Below are 17,784 nucleotides of genomic sequence, written 5' to 3' on the forward strand. Positions count from 1 at the left end.
ACCATGGGAGCTTGATTCGCGCCTGCGCTTACGCGATTCGCTCAACTCACAGTGTCGTTTCCCTAAACTCAACGCGTTAATGACTCGGGTTGGCCCCACAGCTTTTATTTAATGAGCCTGCAATAGGTAAGCCATGGTGAGCCAAACTGGCTCACCCTGCGAACAACCTTCGGCGGACGAAAGCTTAGGACTAAGTCTTGCTCTTGCGGCGCGCCAGTTCGACTGCCGACACATCGATTACCCCTACCTGCATTTGCGCCCCAGAGCTATCCAATGCGGAGATAGCCGCTGCCAGCGCCCGCACGCGCGCGACGGTTTCGTCAAACGTCAAAAACTGTCCTGGCCCGCCTTTCCATCCCAACTTGGGCTTATTCTGGTGGACCAAGAGAAGAATCCCCCACCGCGCGTTTCTGTCGCGAAGGTATCTGCCCATCAATTGAACGGTCAAGGCTTTTTCAAGGTCTCCCAAGCTCCAGCTCTCAGCCACCTTGATTTCGATTGGCAGACGCGCGTCGCTGCCCTTGCTGCTGAGGCGGATATCGGGCTCCTTCTCTTCGGCCACATGCGCCTCTCGCTCCAGTGTGAAACTGCGTCCTTGTTTTGCTTGCAGCTCGCCGGCCACCCAACGCTGCACCTCAACCTCGCTCTTTAAGGCTTTGAACTGGACACCCAAACCAAAATCCGCGTGAAGCAGGCGATGCTGCAAATCCTCAATGCGACCCATCGCGACGCGTTGCAGGTCCTGGGAGCTTCGTGGAATCGTGTCGAAATCATCCTCGAAAGCTTTGACGTCGCGCGCCGTCCAGGGAGCGCTTTCGGAATCCTCTTCGGCGCGAGTCTGGCCAAGCTCATGCAGCCAGTTTTTGCGAACCGGGAATTCACGATCAGCTGCCAATTGACGCAGCGCGTGGAACGTGGCCGCTCCCGGCGTCGCCGCTAGCCGCTTCAACAACGCCGAGCACGCGCTTTGAGCATTGTCCCGAATGTCGGGTGAGTAGACCCCGCCATTTGACCTGTCGTTGTCCTCGGCAGGATGCACCGCTTGGAACGCGAAACGCGTCAGCTTCGCCAAGCTCTCGGTGGACAGCGCAGGCTCTCGATCGTTCTCACGGCCGAAGTCCCAATCGGTGCCGACAATGGAGGGAATCAGGGAGAGTCCGAGTCGGGCTTGGTCAGCCGAACTCAGTTGGCGAGAAATCTCAACCAGCGCGTCGGTGGCGGCGTCGCCGTTGATGGCGAACGCGCACGCGAGATAAGCGGCCAGGCGGTCGGGCTCGCCGGATTCGCAAGCCTTCGACAGAACGAGTGCGAGGAGCGATAGCTGATCGGAGGCGCCGCGGCGGACGATGCGCAGAGCGAGGCGCAACAGGTCCAAAGCTGGTGGAATTGGCGCATGAAGAATGGAGATCAAATCGTCAGCGACCAGCGCGGCGATCTCGTCAGACGAGCTCGCGATGCGCTCCAAAACTTCGCGACGATCGCCGACAAATGCTTGGCTCAATTCGCCGGCGAACGCGCGCCGCAGCGTGGCGCGGACCGGTCCCGGCGCGCGCCGCGCTAACGCATTAAACCACTTCGGAAAGCGGTTGAATTCTAACGTGGCGTAAATCGTCGCCAGCGCGGCCTCGTTGTCCGTGAGTCCGCGAGGCCAGGTGGGATCGCTCGCCGCTTCTATCGAGACGCCGACCAGGCCGATGAGCTCCATGGCGGTCACGGCGTTGAAGTCCTCGGGTTGACGCTCGCATCGCAACTTTGGCGCTCCAAGTCGCCAGTAGCGAATGAAGGCGCGTTGAATATTGGACAGAGCTCGGGGTCCAAAAATCGGCTCCAGCAACTTCACGTCAGACATTGACCGGCCCTGCGAGTTGCGGCTGAGCCCATCGAGCAGTTGCCAGATGTGGTAAAGGTTGGAGTCGACTCCTTTCTCGTCGGGTGGACGCGGCGAGTCGAGCTGCGCCGGGTCGTCGCGAACGCGCGCGGCAAAAGAAACCCAGGAGGCCTTGCGCTCCGCTTCGCGCTCGCGGCTCTCGGCCTCGTAACGCGCATGGCTTTCTTCCATTCGAAGCTGCTCAGGTGAGGGCGGCGGCGGCTCGACCCAGGTTTCAATGGCGCTCACGAGTTCGCCCGATGAGCCGGCCGCATTCAATATGTCATGAAGAGCCCAGTCGGGTTTGTTATTTTGAAACCAAACCGACATCGCTAAATGGACTGCTAGCAATTTCTCGTTGGAGTGCAAACGCGACTGGATGTCACGCGTGAGCCAATCCAGATCGGCCAAGCCAACGCCGGGATCGAATCTAGCCACATGAAGCTGGCGCAGGTCGCTCAGGGGTTCGGCCAACGCAGCCTCAAGCGTCAAATGCGTTTCGCATAGACGCCAGATCGTGGCGCGGCGGCGCTCAGGAGTCGAACGCAGCCGCTCGGCCAGCGTCGTCAAAGCTTCCTCCCGCCATCCATGCCGCCAAGTGAGAGCAGTCAGCCGCAGCGAGGCGTCGATGGCCGAGACGTCGGGCTCCAGCGCGCTGTCCAAGTCCAACACCCGCATGGCTAGGGTAGCGATCGTCGGCGTCAAGTGCGCCATGCTCTCGTGGTCCACGGACGCGACGGCCTGGGCCGTTTGCGGAAGTCTCGCAAACAGAGCGAGAAGAAGCTTCTTGGCTCCTGAAAGGTCGTTGATTCGCTGAGCCAGTCGTGGGCCATAAAAATCGAGGCCTTGGCCGGCCACTCGCTCGTCGTCGCTCAGCTGGGGCAGGAAGGCCAAGAGATCGTCCACCGTCAAGGCCACTGGGAACAGAAGACGAAACGCGCTCCAGACCAAATCTGGGTCGAGCGCGTGGGCTTCGCGGCGCAAAAATTCCCCATAGCTGGCGCGCAGGGCATCGTCGCCCGCCTCGGCGATGGCGCGGACGGCAAGCGCGCGCGTGATGGGGTCGGCGCGAGCGGCCACGCCAGCTTCGAACGCGATGAGCGCGCAATCGCGCAACCTACCTTCGGCGATAAGCCGCAACAGGAACTGGCGTTGAGTCTCGGACTCCGAAGAGTGTTCAAGCTCGGCCCAAAGCTCTTTGATATCTTCCTGCATGTCCAAGGTCGCAAACCGCATCAGGCCTTCATGATGCAAGAATGCAATCGGCGACTCACCGCCCAGGATGGCGAAGATGGCGCGCAGGGCTGAACGCCGCGCCGACACCGGCAAGCTCGAAGGATCTCCATGCTCGATAAGAGCAAAGGGTTGGCGCTTGATAAGCTCTTCGGCTGCGCGCGGTTCCCAAATCGCGAGCCAAGCCGCGACGGCCGCCATCGAAGGCTTCACGGTGGGCACGCCGTAGGTTTGCGCAAACAGCAGGTCGCGCGCGGCGCTCCACGGGCAGTTTTGCTTCAACATGCGCCGCAGCCATCGGGCGGCCAAGTAGGATCTGACGATTCCATCGTTGTCGTTTTGCAGACGGGCCAAGCCAGCCGAAGCCGGAATGAAAATCGCGGCGCTCAGCAACTCTTTTTGCAAAGCAGGTGCGACGTCCGAGAGCGCGTCGCCCAAGCGCAGTCCATCGCTGGGCACTCCCCCATTTCCACTGTCGTCGATTTCTACATCCCGCTTGCGGCCCAAAACCATGGCCGCTCCGACGCGCTCCAACGCCCGCATGGCGCTGTCAAGGTCCAGGCGAGAGCCTCGCGCGCGGGCAGGGTCCGCCTCGGTCAACCGTTCGTTCAGGTTCGCCTTCAACATTCGCTCAAAGCTGGCGAACTTGCCATGCCCTCGCCAATACTTCGAAAGCCAGTCCAAGTCGGATGGGCGGCGAGCGAAGGGCCACAAGTGGGCATCCTCCAAGCCTTTGAGAAACTCGGAAACGTTATCGATTTCCTTCGCGCGAGCGAACGCTTCAACCTGAGGGTTGTCTAGCGGCGCCATGATGGCAATGAGCGCCGCGCTCTCGGGAGGGGCGGGCTGCTTTCGCTCCCGCTCGATCGCGTTGATCACGAGCTGATCGAAGTCGATCGCCTCGGGCGCCGAGGGGGGCGCGGGCGGCGGCAACAACGCCATGACGGCATCCAAGTCATGTCGATACTCCCAGTCGGTGGGCCTTCCCGAGAAGATGACGTGCGCGCGCGCCTCTGCGCCTTCAATGGCGTCGGCGATATGGACGAGCGCGTCCGCTAAGGGAACGCCAGCGTTTTTGGCTTCGTCGACAGAGTCGACAAAAATCCATGCCGGCTCATCCGAAGCGCGCCACTGCGCGAACCGCAAGCGCTGCCTGGGCGGGAGCGAGTTCTCAAAGCCTCCCGAGCCAACTTTCTTGACGGTCAAATGGAAACTGAATTTTCCTTGCGCGTTGAGAGCGCGGTCGCGCTCGGTGAACTCGGTCGATTTGCCGGACCCGCCTTCGGCCAAAATCACGGTTCGTTTCGACTGCAAAATTTGGTCCCAGGTCAGCCAGCCCCCAGCGGCGCCGACTTGTTGCCAAGGTTCCGGGTCGGGTTGCGCTTCGCTGCTCCACTCGATGAACTTGCGCGCCAGGGCGATGAATTTCATGAAGGCTTCATTGTGCTGATGGTTCGCCGATTATAAACCGCGCGCTTGCGCCGCCAAGGAGGAGCGTCGCTGCTTAAATATGAACTTTTTGGTTTATAGTTTGTCATCGGGATTGCACGGACTTGTTTATATGCGGTGCGCATTGTCGACCCTGCGCGCCTACGTTCGCGCTGTTGACGGGCGCCAGTTGGATCGTGCTGCTTGCACGGGGGCAGCGAACGAGCTCAGACACACCAAAACAAGGCGGACGGATGAACAAAAAGGCGAGCGCGAAAGAACTGGCCACTTTGGCCCTAGCGAAGTCGATCGTAGAAGGGGACGCGGAGGCGGCGATGGGCGCGCTAAAAGCCAAGGCGGACTATGACGCCTTTTGGATTGACGGGGCGACTAGGTTGCGTGATTTGGCGAAGAGTCGTGGGGCGCGTCCAGTGTCGCTGGTGATCGAAGAGGCGGCGCGCTCGCGCGGTCTCAAAGCTCTTCCCCCGATGGCGGAGAGCCCCGATCGATGGAGTCGCGCGCTTGTCGAGTTTGTGGCTCTGCGAGGTTACGAGTTTTCTGGGATCACGACACTGCTTTCGGGTGACCCAGGCACCAAACTGCGAGGGCTGGACACCGCGAAAGCCGCCGCCAAGCTCATCGGGTCGAAGTGGGGCCGCATCAAGAATGCGAAATGCGAAGATGCCAGGCGGGGTGGCGCGAGCCGTTGGAAACTTAGCTTCGGCCCGATTTGGCAAGGCGAGCGCCGAGTTACCGGTTTCGAGATCCAGTTTTCGGTGGACGCCAGGGTCAGGCAGCTGGTCGAGAAATTCCATGAGGCCCAAGCCAATGGCGCCGCAACGGATCTTCCCTCACTCACCGATCCTCTGCTGTCTAAGCAAAAAGACTGGGAAGCTTCGTTCATCGCCGGAAGGTATGTAGGCTACGTCTTTGGGATTGAGGAGGCGATCAAATGCTTGTGCGAGGGCGGCAACCCGTTCGACAAGACTTACGGCTCGAAAAGTGCGGAATTCACTTGGGACGACGAAGGCGCCGAGATGAAAGCTTTTATGGAGCTTGTGCGTCGCGAGGTTGGGCCTGGGCCGGGCTGGCATGCTCGGCTGGCTCCATTCTTGACCGACGCCGGGCTCGATGCGCTGAAAACAAAATTCGCTTTGGAATCCTCGCTCTCCGAAATGGAGGCGTCGGATGCCCGCCGCGCGGGTTCCATTTGACCGACTGCCGAGTGATCGAGAGCTTGCCCGCTGAGCGTGGGCATGGCGGTCCAGTTGGCCCCAACCATTTTGATCGCCGCCATCGCGAGAAAACACGGGATCGGCTTGGCCGAGCTCGCAATGCGGCGCGTTCAAGAGCGGGACGGAAAATGCTGCGAGGGCGTCTCGTCATCAAATTTGGACATGCGGCCGCCGCGACGGTCGCTTTTCGTAAAAACGCGAGGCTTTGATGAATGCGCTCACTCTGCCTGCCAAAGAAATTGCGCTCCTTCTCGTCAAGCATGGTGAGGAGTTCATCTGCTGCAAAAAGCTGGCCGGCGTCAGTTATTTGGACTGCGGCGCCGAGACTGAAAAGCGTGTCTCCTCCTCCGCGGCCGCCATGCGACGGCAGATCAACAGCGGCGACTTCACAGTGAAGGTCTCGTTCTACCCAGCAGGCCGCGAGGATGGCCAGGGCGAGTGGTTGGTGTCTCTGGCAGCGAAGTTCGGTGCATGCTCACCGAGAGGATTCAAGAGGGCGGACATGTCTTACGAAGTCATCGCTCCCGCGCCGGCTCGGCTGCTAGCGATCCACGAGTCCAGCCAGATTGCTCGCGCCAGCAAGACCCCGAATGTTTCGCCACCGCGTTCAATCAAAAATCGCACGGACACGCTGTAGTGTTGGCAAACGATCTCTCTCTCTCAAAGCGCCAAACCATGCCGAGCCGCGACATCGTCATCGGGGGGGGGGGCGATGCGCAACAGTCCGATCGAGCGCGCCGAGTCCATGGCCCGTTACATGCTCGGCATCGAGCATCAGCATAAGGCGTTGAAGGAGCACGCCGAGTGGGTCGCCGCATACGAGGCGAAGCCAGGAAGGTGAAGTTGCGGCCGAACCGACGCGACGGCTTCCCACGGATTCACTTAGGCCGCCGGATAAGCCAAGGTGGTTTTCGTGGACCTAAAACGCATGAAATCGCTGAAGAGCTATTGACTTTGGGGAATAGGCTGGTAATGTAGCTCGGGTGTAGTGCACGACGAAGCCATGCCGACCAAGAATCCCAAAAATCAGCCGACCACATTCCGATTCGACCCAGCGTCGAAGGCGGCATTGGCCCTCATCGCCGATAGGGAGGGCCGGAGCATGGCAAACACGCTCGAGTGGCTCATTAGGAAGCACTGCCAAGCGGAGGGTTTGGGCTGGCCCCCGGTAGCGGGTGAGGATGCGGCGATGCCGACCGAACCGAGCGCCGTGCATCGAACTAAGAAGGACTGAAGAGGACACATGGCACAGAAGATCGGCGCGGCGTTGCTCGCGCATGCAGAAACCATTTGGCGCACTGCCGATACGTTGCGGGCGGCTGGCGTCAAGGAAAGCGAGTTTCCGAGCTACATGATGCCTTTCTTCGCGCTCATGCTGCTGGAGTCAAGACTGCGCCGCTTCAAGGCCGAAAAGGTTGCGGAGTTCGAGAAGGCTATGAAGGTCAAGTTTGATCCAGCCAACAAGGACCACCGCGACTGGCTCGAAGCAGCCGCAAAGGCTGTCAACAAGGGCTATCACCCCGAGCTGTTGTTGCTCGATAAGGGGTTGCGCGAGACCTGCGCGGTGCCAGGAGGCAATTTCCGCGCCCGCCTTATGGCGCACCTTGACCAATACGATCCTGAAACGAAAAAGCTGCTTGGTTTGGGCTACGCGGAGAGCGACCCCAAATACCTCGATATACAGGGTAAGGCCGCCGACCTCTTCGCTCGGCCCAACAGTCTGCTCTTCGCGTTCGCCCAGAAGTGGGCTGCGATCGACCTCACTCCGTTCAGCAACTCGGAGGTCACGACCATGGAAGAGCACATCAAACGCAAGTGGGGCGACATCTCGGCGGAGACCGCGGGTGAGCAATATACCCCGAGCGACGTTATCGACCTGTGCAACACGCTCGTGGTCGAGATGCGCAAGCGGGGCGGGCACGCGCCCGATGGCATCGCGAAGTGTTATGACATGACCTGCGGCGGCGGCAACTTCTTGTTCGGGGGCGAGGACGCGCTGCGTCAGGAGTTTCCAGAGCTGTCGGTCCAGACCTTCGGCCAGGAGCTAAACGACGCGCTCTACGCGCTCGCCGCCATCGAGGCGCGTTTTCGCGAGGACGCGACCATAGCGCACGGCAACACGCTGACGCACGACCACTTCCTCTCCGAGCGCTTCGACGTCATCCAAGCCAATCCGCCCTATGGTAGCGACTGGAAGGACTTCAAGGCGACCGTAGAGGCCGATGCTACGGGGCGCTTCGCGAAAAAGCGGCTACCGCCCGTGTCAGACGGCCAGCTGCTATTTCTTCAGCACGCTGCTTTTCACTTGGCAGAGCGCGGCGTGGCGACAATCGTCCATAACGGATCGACGCTGTTCTCCGGCGATGCGGGCGGAGGCGAGTCAGAGACGCGTCGCTGGTTGATGAAAGAGCTCGATATCGTAGAGTCAATCATCCAGCTTCCCAAGAACGAATTTTTCAACACGGAAATCTCTACCTACGTTTGGGTATTGAACAAACACAAGCCGGCCGCTCGCAAAGGCAGGGTCCTCTTGATCAACGCTGAGAGGTGCTGCGTTAAGCTGAAGCGAAACTTGAACAAGAAGAACTGCGAAGTGGACGCAACTAACCGGGCCCGAATCGTCGAGGCGCTCAGAAACTTTGAAGACGGGCCGATCAGCAAGGTGTTGACCGTCGACCAGTTGCTATACAATAAAGTGGAGCTTTTGGTGCACCGTCACGATGAGGACGGGCGCGCAGTGCAGGATCTGCTCGACCTCGGCCGGGACTCCATGGCAATCCACATCGACGAAGTAGAGTTCCAAGTGGCCGAAGGCGAGCTTCGTGCTCCGACGGGTGCGCCCGAACTTTCTCCCAAGGAATTGGCAGCCAACTTCAACGAGCGCGTGAAGAACGCATCGCGCATTGGGGTGAGCACCACGGAGGGCAGCTGGGTCTGGGATGTCTCTACCGGCGAGGTCGTAGCCACAAAGGCAGGCAAATCCATCGAGCTTGGACTCGGGAAGCTTGCGGTCAAGGCGAAAGTGGGCAAAGTGAAAAAGGTTGATCGGTGCCGAGTCAACGCCTCGCTCGAGCCGCTGATGCAGCGCGACGTAGAGCATGTCGAGTATCGGACCGATGAAGCCGAGAACCAGAAGGTCGTGCAGGACTACCTCACCCGGTGGATGCGCGAGCCGGGAACTATCACGAAAGTCACACTGGGTAGCGAAATCAACTTCAACAAGGCATTTCCACGTCTGAGTGGGGCGCGTTCGACGAAGGACGTCCTTGCGGAGATCTCTGGCCTCAATCGCAAGATGGTGGAGCTTGAGCGTCAGTTCGAGGCAGCGCTGGGGGCAGGCGAATGAGCTGGCCTCTTGAGCAGATCAAGACACTCGTAGTCTCGATGGCGCGCGGAGCCCACCCTGATTACGAGGAAGGCACTGGATTCTGGATTGCGAACCAGGGCACTATCTCCGGCTATCGCATAGAGCAGAGCCGTATGCGAGAGTGCAAGCCGCTTGCTGGCCCAAAGGGCCGGTTCAAAGCAGGCGACCTGCTGGTCGCATCGACGGGCGAGGGTGTCCTAGGCAAATGCGCATTGACCACTGCGAGCGGTTACTGCGATTCCCACGTCTCGATCGTTCGCTGCCGCGATAGAGACGATGCGCGCTTCCTGTATTGGTGGGTGGTCGGCCACTACGAGACGATCAATAGCCTTTGCGCGTTAGGTGCCACGAAGCAGACGGAGCTTCAACGAGAGACATTTCTCTCAATGCCCATCGCGATGCCTGGGCGCCCAGTGCGCAGGGCGATTGCGGACTTCCTCGATCGCGAGTGCGCGTTGATCGATCAGCGCATGGAGGCGCTAAATGGCAAGAAAGCGCTGCTTCGGGATTTGAAGGCCTCGGTGCGCGAGGAGTGGACGTTCGGAACCACTGTGCCGGGAGTGCGTGCGGCTTCTTCTGAACCTTGGCATATCAACTTGCCCGCGTCATGGCGCGTGGAGCGCCTCGGGAACTTGTTTCGGGAGGCGTGCGATTTCGGCTTCACGGACCTGCCTGTCCTCAGCGTGTCGATTCATTCAGGCATCTCGGATAAGGAGCTCGACGACGACGCTCTCGAGCGGAAAGTCAGTCGCAGCGAGGATCGCGGCGTATACAAGCGAGTGATTCCAGGCGACGTCGTATACAACCAAATGCGCGCCTGGCAAGGCGGCTTTGGTGTCGCTAAGGTCGAAGGCCTGGTCAGCCCCGCCTATGTCGTGGCGCGCCCGCGAAGGAACGTTTCGCCGGAATTCGTCGAGCATCTACTTCGGTCGCCACGCGCGATCGAGGAAATGCGTCGGCGCTCTCGTGGCATCACGGACTTTCGCCTTCGCCTGTATTGGGATGAGTTTAAGGAAATGGTGATTCCTTATCCGGATGTTCCCGAGCAGCGGCGCATTGCCTCGGAGATCGACAGTCGCATTGCCATCGTCGACTTGGAGATCGAGGTCATTGACGATCTACTTACTGCCTTGTCCGAGCAGAGGAGGGCGCTCGTCTTCGAATCAGTGACGGGGCGGTTGGCGTCGGCGAGCTCTATCTCTGCATCCGCGCCCTCGCCCGAGATGGCCACGTCAAAGTGAGGATGTGATGAATCCAAGAATCAAAGAGAGTGATTTTCAAAATGGGATCGTCCTGCCATTTCTCACTGACCACGGCCCAGGCCAACTGGGTTGGATTCTTGGCAAGCCGGGCGACGTTAACGCCGAGCGCTGGGTTGTCATGGAGGACGTTCTCGCCTTCATCCGCGACGGCAATCCGCGTAACGCGTCCGCATTTGTGCAGGCTCGTAAGCAGTTCGACTCCGACGAGGCATGCGCAGCAGCTTTCGTGGACGAGGCCCTTCTGCCCGCGCTCGAAAGCGCGCCGAACGCCGCTTTCGTGCTGCGCGAGGAAGTGAAGTTCAGAGGGGCGTTCGCGTTCACCCTCTGGAATGAGGCCCCACGAGCTGGAGCGGCAGGCGATTCCGTCGCTCTGTTTGCGAAGAACGCGTTGCGGGTAATCCCCGAGGCGACCTTTCAACGCCTGTTCCCCATTACGGGTAAGGACGTCACGCGCCGCCCCGACGTTGTGTTCTTCGTGAACGGCATCTACTTCGCCTACTCTGAGCTCAAGACGGCGCAGACAGGGCAAACGGCGCGCACCCACGGCCGCAAGAAGATTGCTCACAATGCGGTTGAGGCCGCCAAGGCCGCGCTTCTCGAGGCGCGCGCGCGTTGGGAGCATGCCGGGGGCAAATGGCCTGGGTTCCGAAACCGCTCGCTTCAGGCCTCCGAGCGCAACCGGATTAGGCAACAGATTTGCCTGTATGAGAAGGCAGTCCACATTACGTGCTCGGACATGGGCTCGTTGATGTTGGTCCAAGACCTCGAATGGCTGCTTGCCGACGTCGATGACGCGATCGAGCGGGACGACCGGGCGGCCCTCGACTCCTCCATCCCGGCCAAGTTGATCGCGTCGTTTGCGCCTGCAGCTGAGATTCGGGACAAGACCCCCAGCGCTGCGCTTGCCGACCACCTTGCCTCGTTGTTCGACCCCACCGACGGAATTGACCGGGAGATCTTTTTCTTCAACCAGGTTCGATCGAGCCGCACAACCACCGGCAACGAGATCCTGCGACCGCGCCCCGCTCAGCGCGCGATGCTGCACCAAGCTATGCGGCGCGTTGCGGAACTATACGCGAGTGAGGAGAAGCCCAAGTTCAGTCCCGACGACATCCGCGCGCGCGTCGAGCGGGACCTGCCGGGACTCGACCCCGCGAAGATGCAGGAGATCCTGACCAAAGCCTCGCTCCACCGCAACGGCGCGGACTCACACTCGATCCTGCTGCAAGGTGCGGCAGGCCTGGGCAAGACAAACGTCATCGTCTGGTCGGCGCAGGCCTTGGCCGACATGGCGGACCCGCGGAGCCCAGCTGCCGCGCCGCTGTTTGATTGTGTCATCCTGCTCACTGACCGAACGGACCTGCGCAAGAACGTCGCAGAGGAAGCGGCTCGTCTCCGGGCGACCAAGAGCCTCGTTATGGAGGCAGAGTCCTTCACCGACCTTCGCGGCGCTCTGGAGGGGGCCGCTCGCGTTGTCGTGGTCAACATCCAGAAGTTCCCGTCGATGAAACGTGTGGCTGCCGACGACTCGAAGCTTTCCGAGCTTCTGCGCTCAAAGCGCGTCGCGATCGTGATCGACGAGGTCCACCGCAGCCAGAACGGCGTCCTCCACGATGCAACTATCGAGCTCTTCGACGAGTGGGGAACGCTGCGTCCTGCCGGCGCGAAGCGCAATCTCATTATTGGTCTCACGGCGACGCCGAAGGATGATATCCTCGCGCGCATCGGAGAATTTCGATCTCCAAAGGCCCCGGGCGATGACATCCGATGGGCCCCCTTCTTCGCCTACACGATGTCGCAGGCGATCAAGGAGAAGGTCATCCTCAACCCGATCCAGAACGTTCTGCGCTTCGGGGATCATATCGACTACAAGATCGCGCAGACTGTCGCGAAGCTCGCCGACGACGATAAGGTGCGCGCGCCGAACGCCGACGAGATCTACGAAAACCCGAGCCGGCAGCGCCTCGTGGCCAAGCAGGCGGCGCTGATCATCGCCGCCAAAACGATCATGGCGATCCGGCCGCCTGGCGGCCGGGCTCTAGGCGAGGGCAAGGCCATGTTCGCCGCCCACTCGATCAAGGCTGCGATCGCCTACCAGGATCTGATCAAGGAGGAGCTCGTCGCCTTGGCCTCTGATCCGCGCTTCGCCGAGCTCGCGGAGACGCTAAGGAAGATCCCTGTCCTCGTCCTCTACACCGACAAGCAGGGCGAGCCCTCGTGCATGGAGAAGAACGGGGGCAGGTCGCAGCAGGAGATCATCGACGACTTTCGGCGCAAGGGGATCGAGTCCGAGCCAGGGCTCAAGGTGCGCAACTCGGTCCTCGTCGTGGTTGACAAGCTGCTGACCGGCTTCGACGAGCCGACGCTGCATACCATCTTCATCGACCGCGGAATGGATGACGTGCTGCTGTTCCAGACTGCATGCCGCGTCAATCGCGTGCGCAAGTGGAAAAACGACTGCCTGATCATCGATTTCTCGCGCGACGGCGTGGTCTCGAAGAACCTTCCGAAGGTGTTCGCCAAATACGGTGGAATCACGGTGTCGGATTTGGACGCGATGGATCTCATGGCAAAGATGGACGCTGCCTACTGCGCGTTCTTCAAGGACGCGGATATCGACGCCCATTGGAAGAAGTGGAAGTCCACGACCCCGGCGACGAAGCTACAGACGGCCACCGCGCTGTCGGACTTTCTCGACGGGCTCGTCGCGAAAGACCTGCCACGCGCTGAGCTTCTCAAAAAGGCCGCCGGAGCCTGGCTGGCCGCACGAATGCGCCTACGGGGCATCCTGGATTTCGCGCGAGCAGAGCTTGCCAAGCATAACGATGATAACAAGGCGGCCTTCGCTGAGCAGGTCCTCGTCCACCTTCGCGCGAAGGCGAAGGAAGTCGACGGGAGGGTTGCTGCCGTCTTCGATGTCGACATGGTCGAGGAGGCCGACGGCTGGGGCCTCGACGAGCTGCCCGAAGAGCAGGAGAAGAGGGAGCGTAAGAAGCCCGGTTCGTCGGCGGAGCCGCGCTCGCCGAAGGCCGTCGCTGACGCCCTCGAAATGCTCACCGCGCTGCAGCTCACAGAGCAGCAGAAGCTCGCCCTGATCGCAAAACTAAAGGCGTTCCTGGCAGCCTTGTTCAAAGCGATGGACCGGGTCGGCCAATCACGAAACAAGGGAATCCATCGCAAGATGATCTTGGCGATGGCCGCAAGCGGCGTCGACTACCCGTGGGAGGAGCGGTTCGGGAAGTTCTCCGAGCTTCTCGATGCGGCCAACACCGAGCCGGAAATCTACACGCACCCGGATAGGAAGTCATTCTTGATGCCGATCCTAAAGCGCTCGGAGCTCGTCATGGCTGATTACGAGGAATGGATCGCGACCTACGGTAGCTCGCTTGGCCCCCAGGCTAATTTCGATGTCGACTACGAGGGTGGTCCGCTGTCCCTCGAGACCGCCGCCGCGCTCCGCATGAAGTTCGCTCCGGCGAACGCCAGCGCGACGGATTGGATATGAGCATGTCTGTGCGCATGCCTGGTCCGGTTCCTCAAAAGGGACAACTTGTCGGATGCTGGTTCCCCTACGACCATGCACCTCACTCTCCTGGCCCGAAATTCAGGCCGGTATTCGTCGTCGCGGTGAATATGCACATGCTCGAAGACCACCCCAAGATCGGTCTAATCTACGGCACCGGACAGGCAACCACCGCGAAGTCGGGGCCTGTCTTGATGTCGCATGAGTTTGAGTTGGATAAAGGCGAGGGAGGCAACTCGCTTGATGAGCAGACGCGCTTTGATTGTTCCCGCTTTGTGTGGCTCCCATTCACTGTCGAGTGGTTCAAACCGTCATATGGCCCGGTCGCGATGTTTCGCGGTTTTGGCAAAGTGCCTGACGGCCGTTTGGCCGACGTCAGAGCTGCGGTTGTGGCCGCCGGCATCAACTCGAACCCTGCCCAGCCAGCCGCTACAATGCCGGCGGTGGTCGTCGTGAAGGCAGCGAAACTTAAACTCGGCGACAAAACCCTGTCTTTACCAAAGGCTGGGAGTCAGGCGAAGAAGCTGCCCGAGTGAAACGGAGAGGCGTTCAACCAGCGGGCAGCGCGCGCTTGCGAGCGGCGTTTGCGGCGATGAGCCCATTCGGCCGTCGAGCAGCGCTCGAAATTTAGCTGTCCGGACGACTTTGCATTGCGTGAACACGCAGACGCCTTGAGCGGGAGCGCGACATTTTTCCGCGGTAAGGTGCGGCAAACTCATGAAAGGGGAGGGGATGGCTTCAAGGACTAAAATGATCGCGGACGCTGCGACCGGATCGCTCTTCGAGGAGAACTACCTCGTCCGCACGCTAGGGCGCATCGCCCAAGACCCCGAGGTTGCTCTCACAGAACTCGTGGCCAACGCTTGGGATGCCGGCGCCTCCCTGGTCGATCTGACGATACCTCCTACCAACGAGCTGGCCCTCACGGTTGAGGACGATGGGCATGGCATGAGTGCCGCCCAGTTCAAAGGCCGCTGGATGAAGTTGGGCTACAACCGCCTCAAGCACCAAAGCGCCATGGTCGAGTTCCCGCCAGAGCGCCACGGCTGGCGCCGCAGGGCCTATGGGCGCAACGGCGTCGGCCGCCACGGCCTGCTGTGCTTCGCCGACCAGTATTCGGTGGAGACATGGCGCGAGGACAAGGGCGCAAACTTCGACATCGGCACCCAAAGCGAAGAGAATCCCTTTAAGATCGAAAAAGAAGGATCTTTCCTCCGAAAAGGCCATGGGACCAAGCTCTCTGTCATCGTCCAGCGACACTTGCCCAACGCCGACGCCATCCGTGGGCTACTAGCGGGCCGCTTCGTTCACGATCCCCAGTTCGTTGTCCGGGTCAATGGCGTGTCGGTTGCGTTGGCCGACCAAACTGGACTCATCGAGAAGCAGGACTTGCGGATTGCCGGTTGCCCGCCAGCCGAGGCCTTTGTCGTCGACACGTCGCGGACTGCCAAATACACGCTCTACCAAGGCATCGCTTTCTGGGTGAATGGGCGCCTAGTCGGCGTGCCGAGCTGGGTGGTCGGCTCGGAGGCTGTGATCGATGGGCGAGCGCGCTTCGCCAAACGGTTTTCGATCGTCATCAAGGCCGACGACGGCTGGCTGCCTGAGGTCGAGCAGGACTGGGTTCGATTCAAGAGCAGCAAGAAGGTCGAGGCCCTCTTCGAGGCCGCACGCGACTACGCCAAGAAGGTTTTTGCCCAGATTTCGGCGACGCTGGTGGAGGAGAGCTCGGAAGAGGCGTTGGTTAAGAACCGAGAGGACTTCAAGGAGTTATCACCCCTAGGCCGCGCCGAAGTAGCCAGTTTCGCCCGCGATTTAGTTAAGGCCACGCCAACCGTCTCACAGGACGTGCTCTCAGCAGCGGTGCAGGCGTTGATCAATATCGAGAAGGCCCGCGGCGGCGCGGCGTTGCTCGACAAGCTCACCAAACTTGACGAGTCGGACGTCGAAGGGCTTGATCGGCTGCTGAGCCAGTGGACCGTTAATGATGCTCTATCGGTCCTCGACGAGATCGATCAGCGATTGGCGGTGATCGCCGCGATCGAAAAACTTTCTGGGGACGAAGCGGCCGACGAGCTGCACACGCTGCATCCTCTGGTGACGCAGGCGCGATGGCTTTTCGGTCCCGAGTTCGACAGCAGCGAATACGCTTCAAACGTCAGTCTCAAAACCGCTGCGGAGAAGGTCTTTGGCAAGAGTCTTCCGGCGCAGGCCTTCATCAACGCTAAGAAACGTCCGGACATTCTTGTGCTCAAAGACTCGACCTGCTCGATCGTGGGCACCGAAGGATTCGATCACTCGGACACCATGCTCACGCGCATCCAGAGCGTGCTGATCATCGAGTTAAAGAAAGGGCGCTCTGCGATTGGCCGTGATGAGATGACGCAAGCCGATGGCTACATCCAGGATTTTCTTGAAAGCGGAGCCCTTGAGGGGACGCCAATGTTCAGGGCTTTCGTCGTTGGACACGAGATCGCGGCCAAGACGGCGGGGGAGAAGGAGATCAAGGAGGATGGCGTCGTCCGCGGGCGTGTCCAAGCTACCACTTACCATCAGCTCACTCGCTCTGCCAACAAGCGGCTTTTCCGATTGAAAGAGCGCATCCCAGCCCGATACGAGGATGTGTCTGGAGCAGACTTGTCAGCCAAAGTTATGCAAACAGCTTCTCAGGCGTCGCTCGGCTTGCGCCCGCCGAATGGAATCTAATTCGAGCGCCGAGATCGGGATTCGTCGAATTGGAACGGACGAGTGAATGAAACCTAAACCGGCCTTCCCTAAGCGTTGCTACGAAAACAGGGAAATAGTCCAATCACTTGCATAGCGACAAATCAGTCCAGTCCGAGTTATTTGAATCGAGCGACTAGCTTAGCCAAAAGCTTTTTTCATTTCCTCGTCGAGTTTGTGTTCAGGAATGCTGGATAACGCTACATGCAGTATGAGCGCTGCGGTTTGAGTGACTGAAGGCTTATGAGGAAGACCGGATGCCGCGCGCGCTATCCGCTCAATTTTATTCCAATCTTCGTCAAGTCGCGGAATTTTGACTTGGGCGCTTGAACCTTCCACGCTCGGGCGCCCACCTTTCGGCGACAAGAGTCGTGTAATCGCTTCGCGAACACTATATAGGTCTAATCCTTGGACGTTTCCGACTTTGATGCCGTCAAACGCTTCCCGCACACGTTCGGGGTCCACCCGGCGAGTTGAAGAGAGGGTGGCGGAAAGCCGAGCAGCTTGCTTACGACCACTGACAAATTTGACTTCGGAATTCATACTGCCTCCTATTGCTCGATCTTAATCAAAAAAAGCTCATTGTTGAACTCGACAGCCATTTCGCCTTGGTTGGTTTTGATTCCAATCTCTTTAACCAGGCCAACTATTTCAGAGAGGCGGGTTTCAAATGCATCTGGACGAATAAAAGCATACACGACAACTGGTTGCTCTTTGATGAGTTTTCCTTCGTCGTTCAGCCAGGCGCCCTGCACGGGTGGCATGGCAGTCGCACCGCCATTAATCTCAGCCAACAAGGTAAGAGTTCGATCAACCCATTTTGCGTTGTCAATTTTTGCTCCATGTTTATCTTGACTTGGCACGTAGATAGAGATGCGATCGGGGAGAGAGATATATGCGCCAAAGGCTTCTTCGATGTTGACAGTCTTTACAGCAGCCATGGATTAATCTTCCTTCTTTTGGGCCCAAAAGGCAAGAGTGTTGGTCTCGGATACGTAGGAAAGTCGGCCCGTCCGTCGCGTAGCGCGCGGAGCGACCGTCCTGTCGGAATAGATTTTAGTCCAAGCTTAGCCGTAGATCATGTTCGGCAAGTGTCATGCCTCGAGACAACGGCGGCTCGTCACGATTGACAACGTAAGATCTTG

At 59.8% G+C, this 17,784-nt stretch carries 10 protein-coding genes; 7 read left to right on the forward strand and 3 right to left on the reverse strand.

Annotated features, from left to right (window positions below; all coding sequences use genetic code 11):
* Positions 1-190: 190 nt before the first annotated feature.
* Entirely contained in the window at positions 191-4,531 is a 4,341-nt protein-coding gene (locus ABIB38_RS11290) for a hypothetical protein (protein WP_429203881.1), read from the reverse strand.
* Positions 4,532-4,782: 251 nt separating this feature from the next.
* Between ABIB38_RS11290 and ABIB38_RS11295 the strand changes: the two genes are divergently transcribed.
* The 7 genes from ABIB38_RS11295 to ABIB38_RS11325 all read left to right on the forward strand — a co-directional run bounded on the left by ABIB38_RS11295 (position 4,783) and on the right by ABIB38_RS11325 (position 16,621).
* Positions 4,783-5,742: a hypothetical protein gene (locus ABIB38_RS11295; protein ID WP_429203883.1), complete on the forward strand. Its 960-nt coding sequence runs from the start codon at positions 4,783-4,785 to the stop codon at positions 5,740-5,742.
* Between the two features lie 229 nt (positions 5,743-5,971).
* Complete coding sequence (locus ABIB38_RS11300) at positions 5,972-6,400, forward strand: hypothetical protein (protein WP_429203884.1); 429 nt, start codon at positions 5,972-5,974, stop codon at positions 6,398-6,400.
* Positions 6,401-7,006: 606 nt separating this feature from the next.
* Entirely contained in the window at positions 7,007-9,109 is a 2,103-nt protein-coding gene (locus ABIB38_RS11305) for an HsdM family class I SAM-dependent methyltransferase (protein ID WP_429203886.1), read from the forward strand.
* Positions 9,106-10,371 carry a restriction endonuclease subunit S gene (locus tag ABIB38_RS11310; RefSeq protein ID WP_429203887.1) on the forward strand — a complete coding sequence of 422 codons (1,266 nt, stop codon included), beginning with the start codon at positions 9,106-9,108 and terminating at the stop codon, positions 10,369-10,371. The genes ABIB38_RS11305 and ABIB38_RS11310 overlap by 4 nt, the downstream gene beginning before the upstream one ends.
* 7 nt (positions 10,372-10,378) lie before the next feature.
* Positions 10,379-13,897, forward strand: coding sequence for a type I restriction enzyme subunit R domain-containing protein (locus ABIB38_RS11315; RefSeq protein ID WP_429203889.1), 3,519 nt, complete (start codon positions 10,379-10,381; stop codon positions 13,895-13,897).
* Positions 13,898-14,031: 134 nt separating this feature from the next.
* Entirely contained in the window at positions 14,032-14,451 is a 420-nt protein-coding gene (locus ABIB38_RS11320) for a hypothetical protein (RefSeq protein WP_429203890.1), read from the forward strand.
* A gap of 214 nt (positions 14,452-14,665) precedes the next feature.
* Complete coding sequence (locus ABIB38_RS11325) at positions 14,666-16,621, forward strand: ATP-binding protein (protein ID WP_429203892.1); 1,956 nt, start codon at positions 14,666-14,668, stop codon at positions 16,619-16,621.
* Positions 16,622-16,780: 159 nt separating this feature from the next.
* Here ABIB38_RS11325 and ABIB38_RS11330 read toward each other — a convergent pair whose 3' ends face one another.
* Together ABIB38_RS11330 and ABIB38_RS11335 are read right to left on the reverse strand one after the other, a co-directional pair.
* The gene (locus tag ABIB38_RS11330) at positions 16,781-17,182 is read right to left on the reverse strand and encodes a hypothetical protein (RefSeq protein WP_429203893.1); all 402 of its coding nucleotides are present in this window, start codon (positions 17,180-17,182) and stop codon (positions 16,781-16,783) included.
* Positions 17,183-17,190: 8 nt separating this feature from the next.
* Positions 17,191-17,580, reverse strand: a complete 390-nt coding sequence (locus tag ABIB38_RS11335; RefSeq protein ID WP_429203894.1) for a hypothetical protein — start codon at positions 17,578-17,580, stop codon at positions 17,191-17,193.
* Between the last annotated feature and the right edge of the window lie 204 nt (positions 17,581-17,784).

It is taken from the genome of Massilia sp. UYP11 (assembly GCF_050434805.1).
Taxonomy (GTDB): domain Bacteria; phylum Pseudomonadota; class Gammaproteobacteria; order Burkholderiales; family Burkholderiaceae_D; genus Telluria.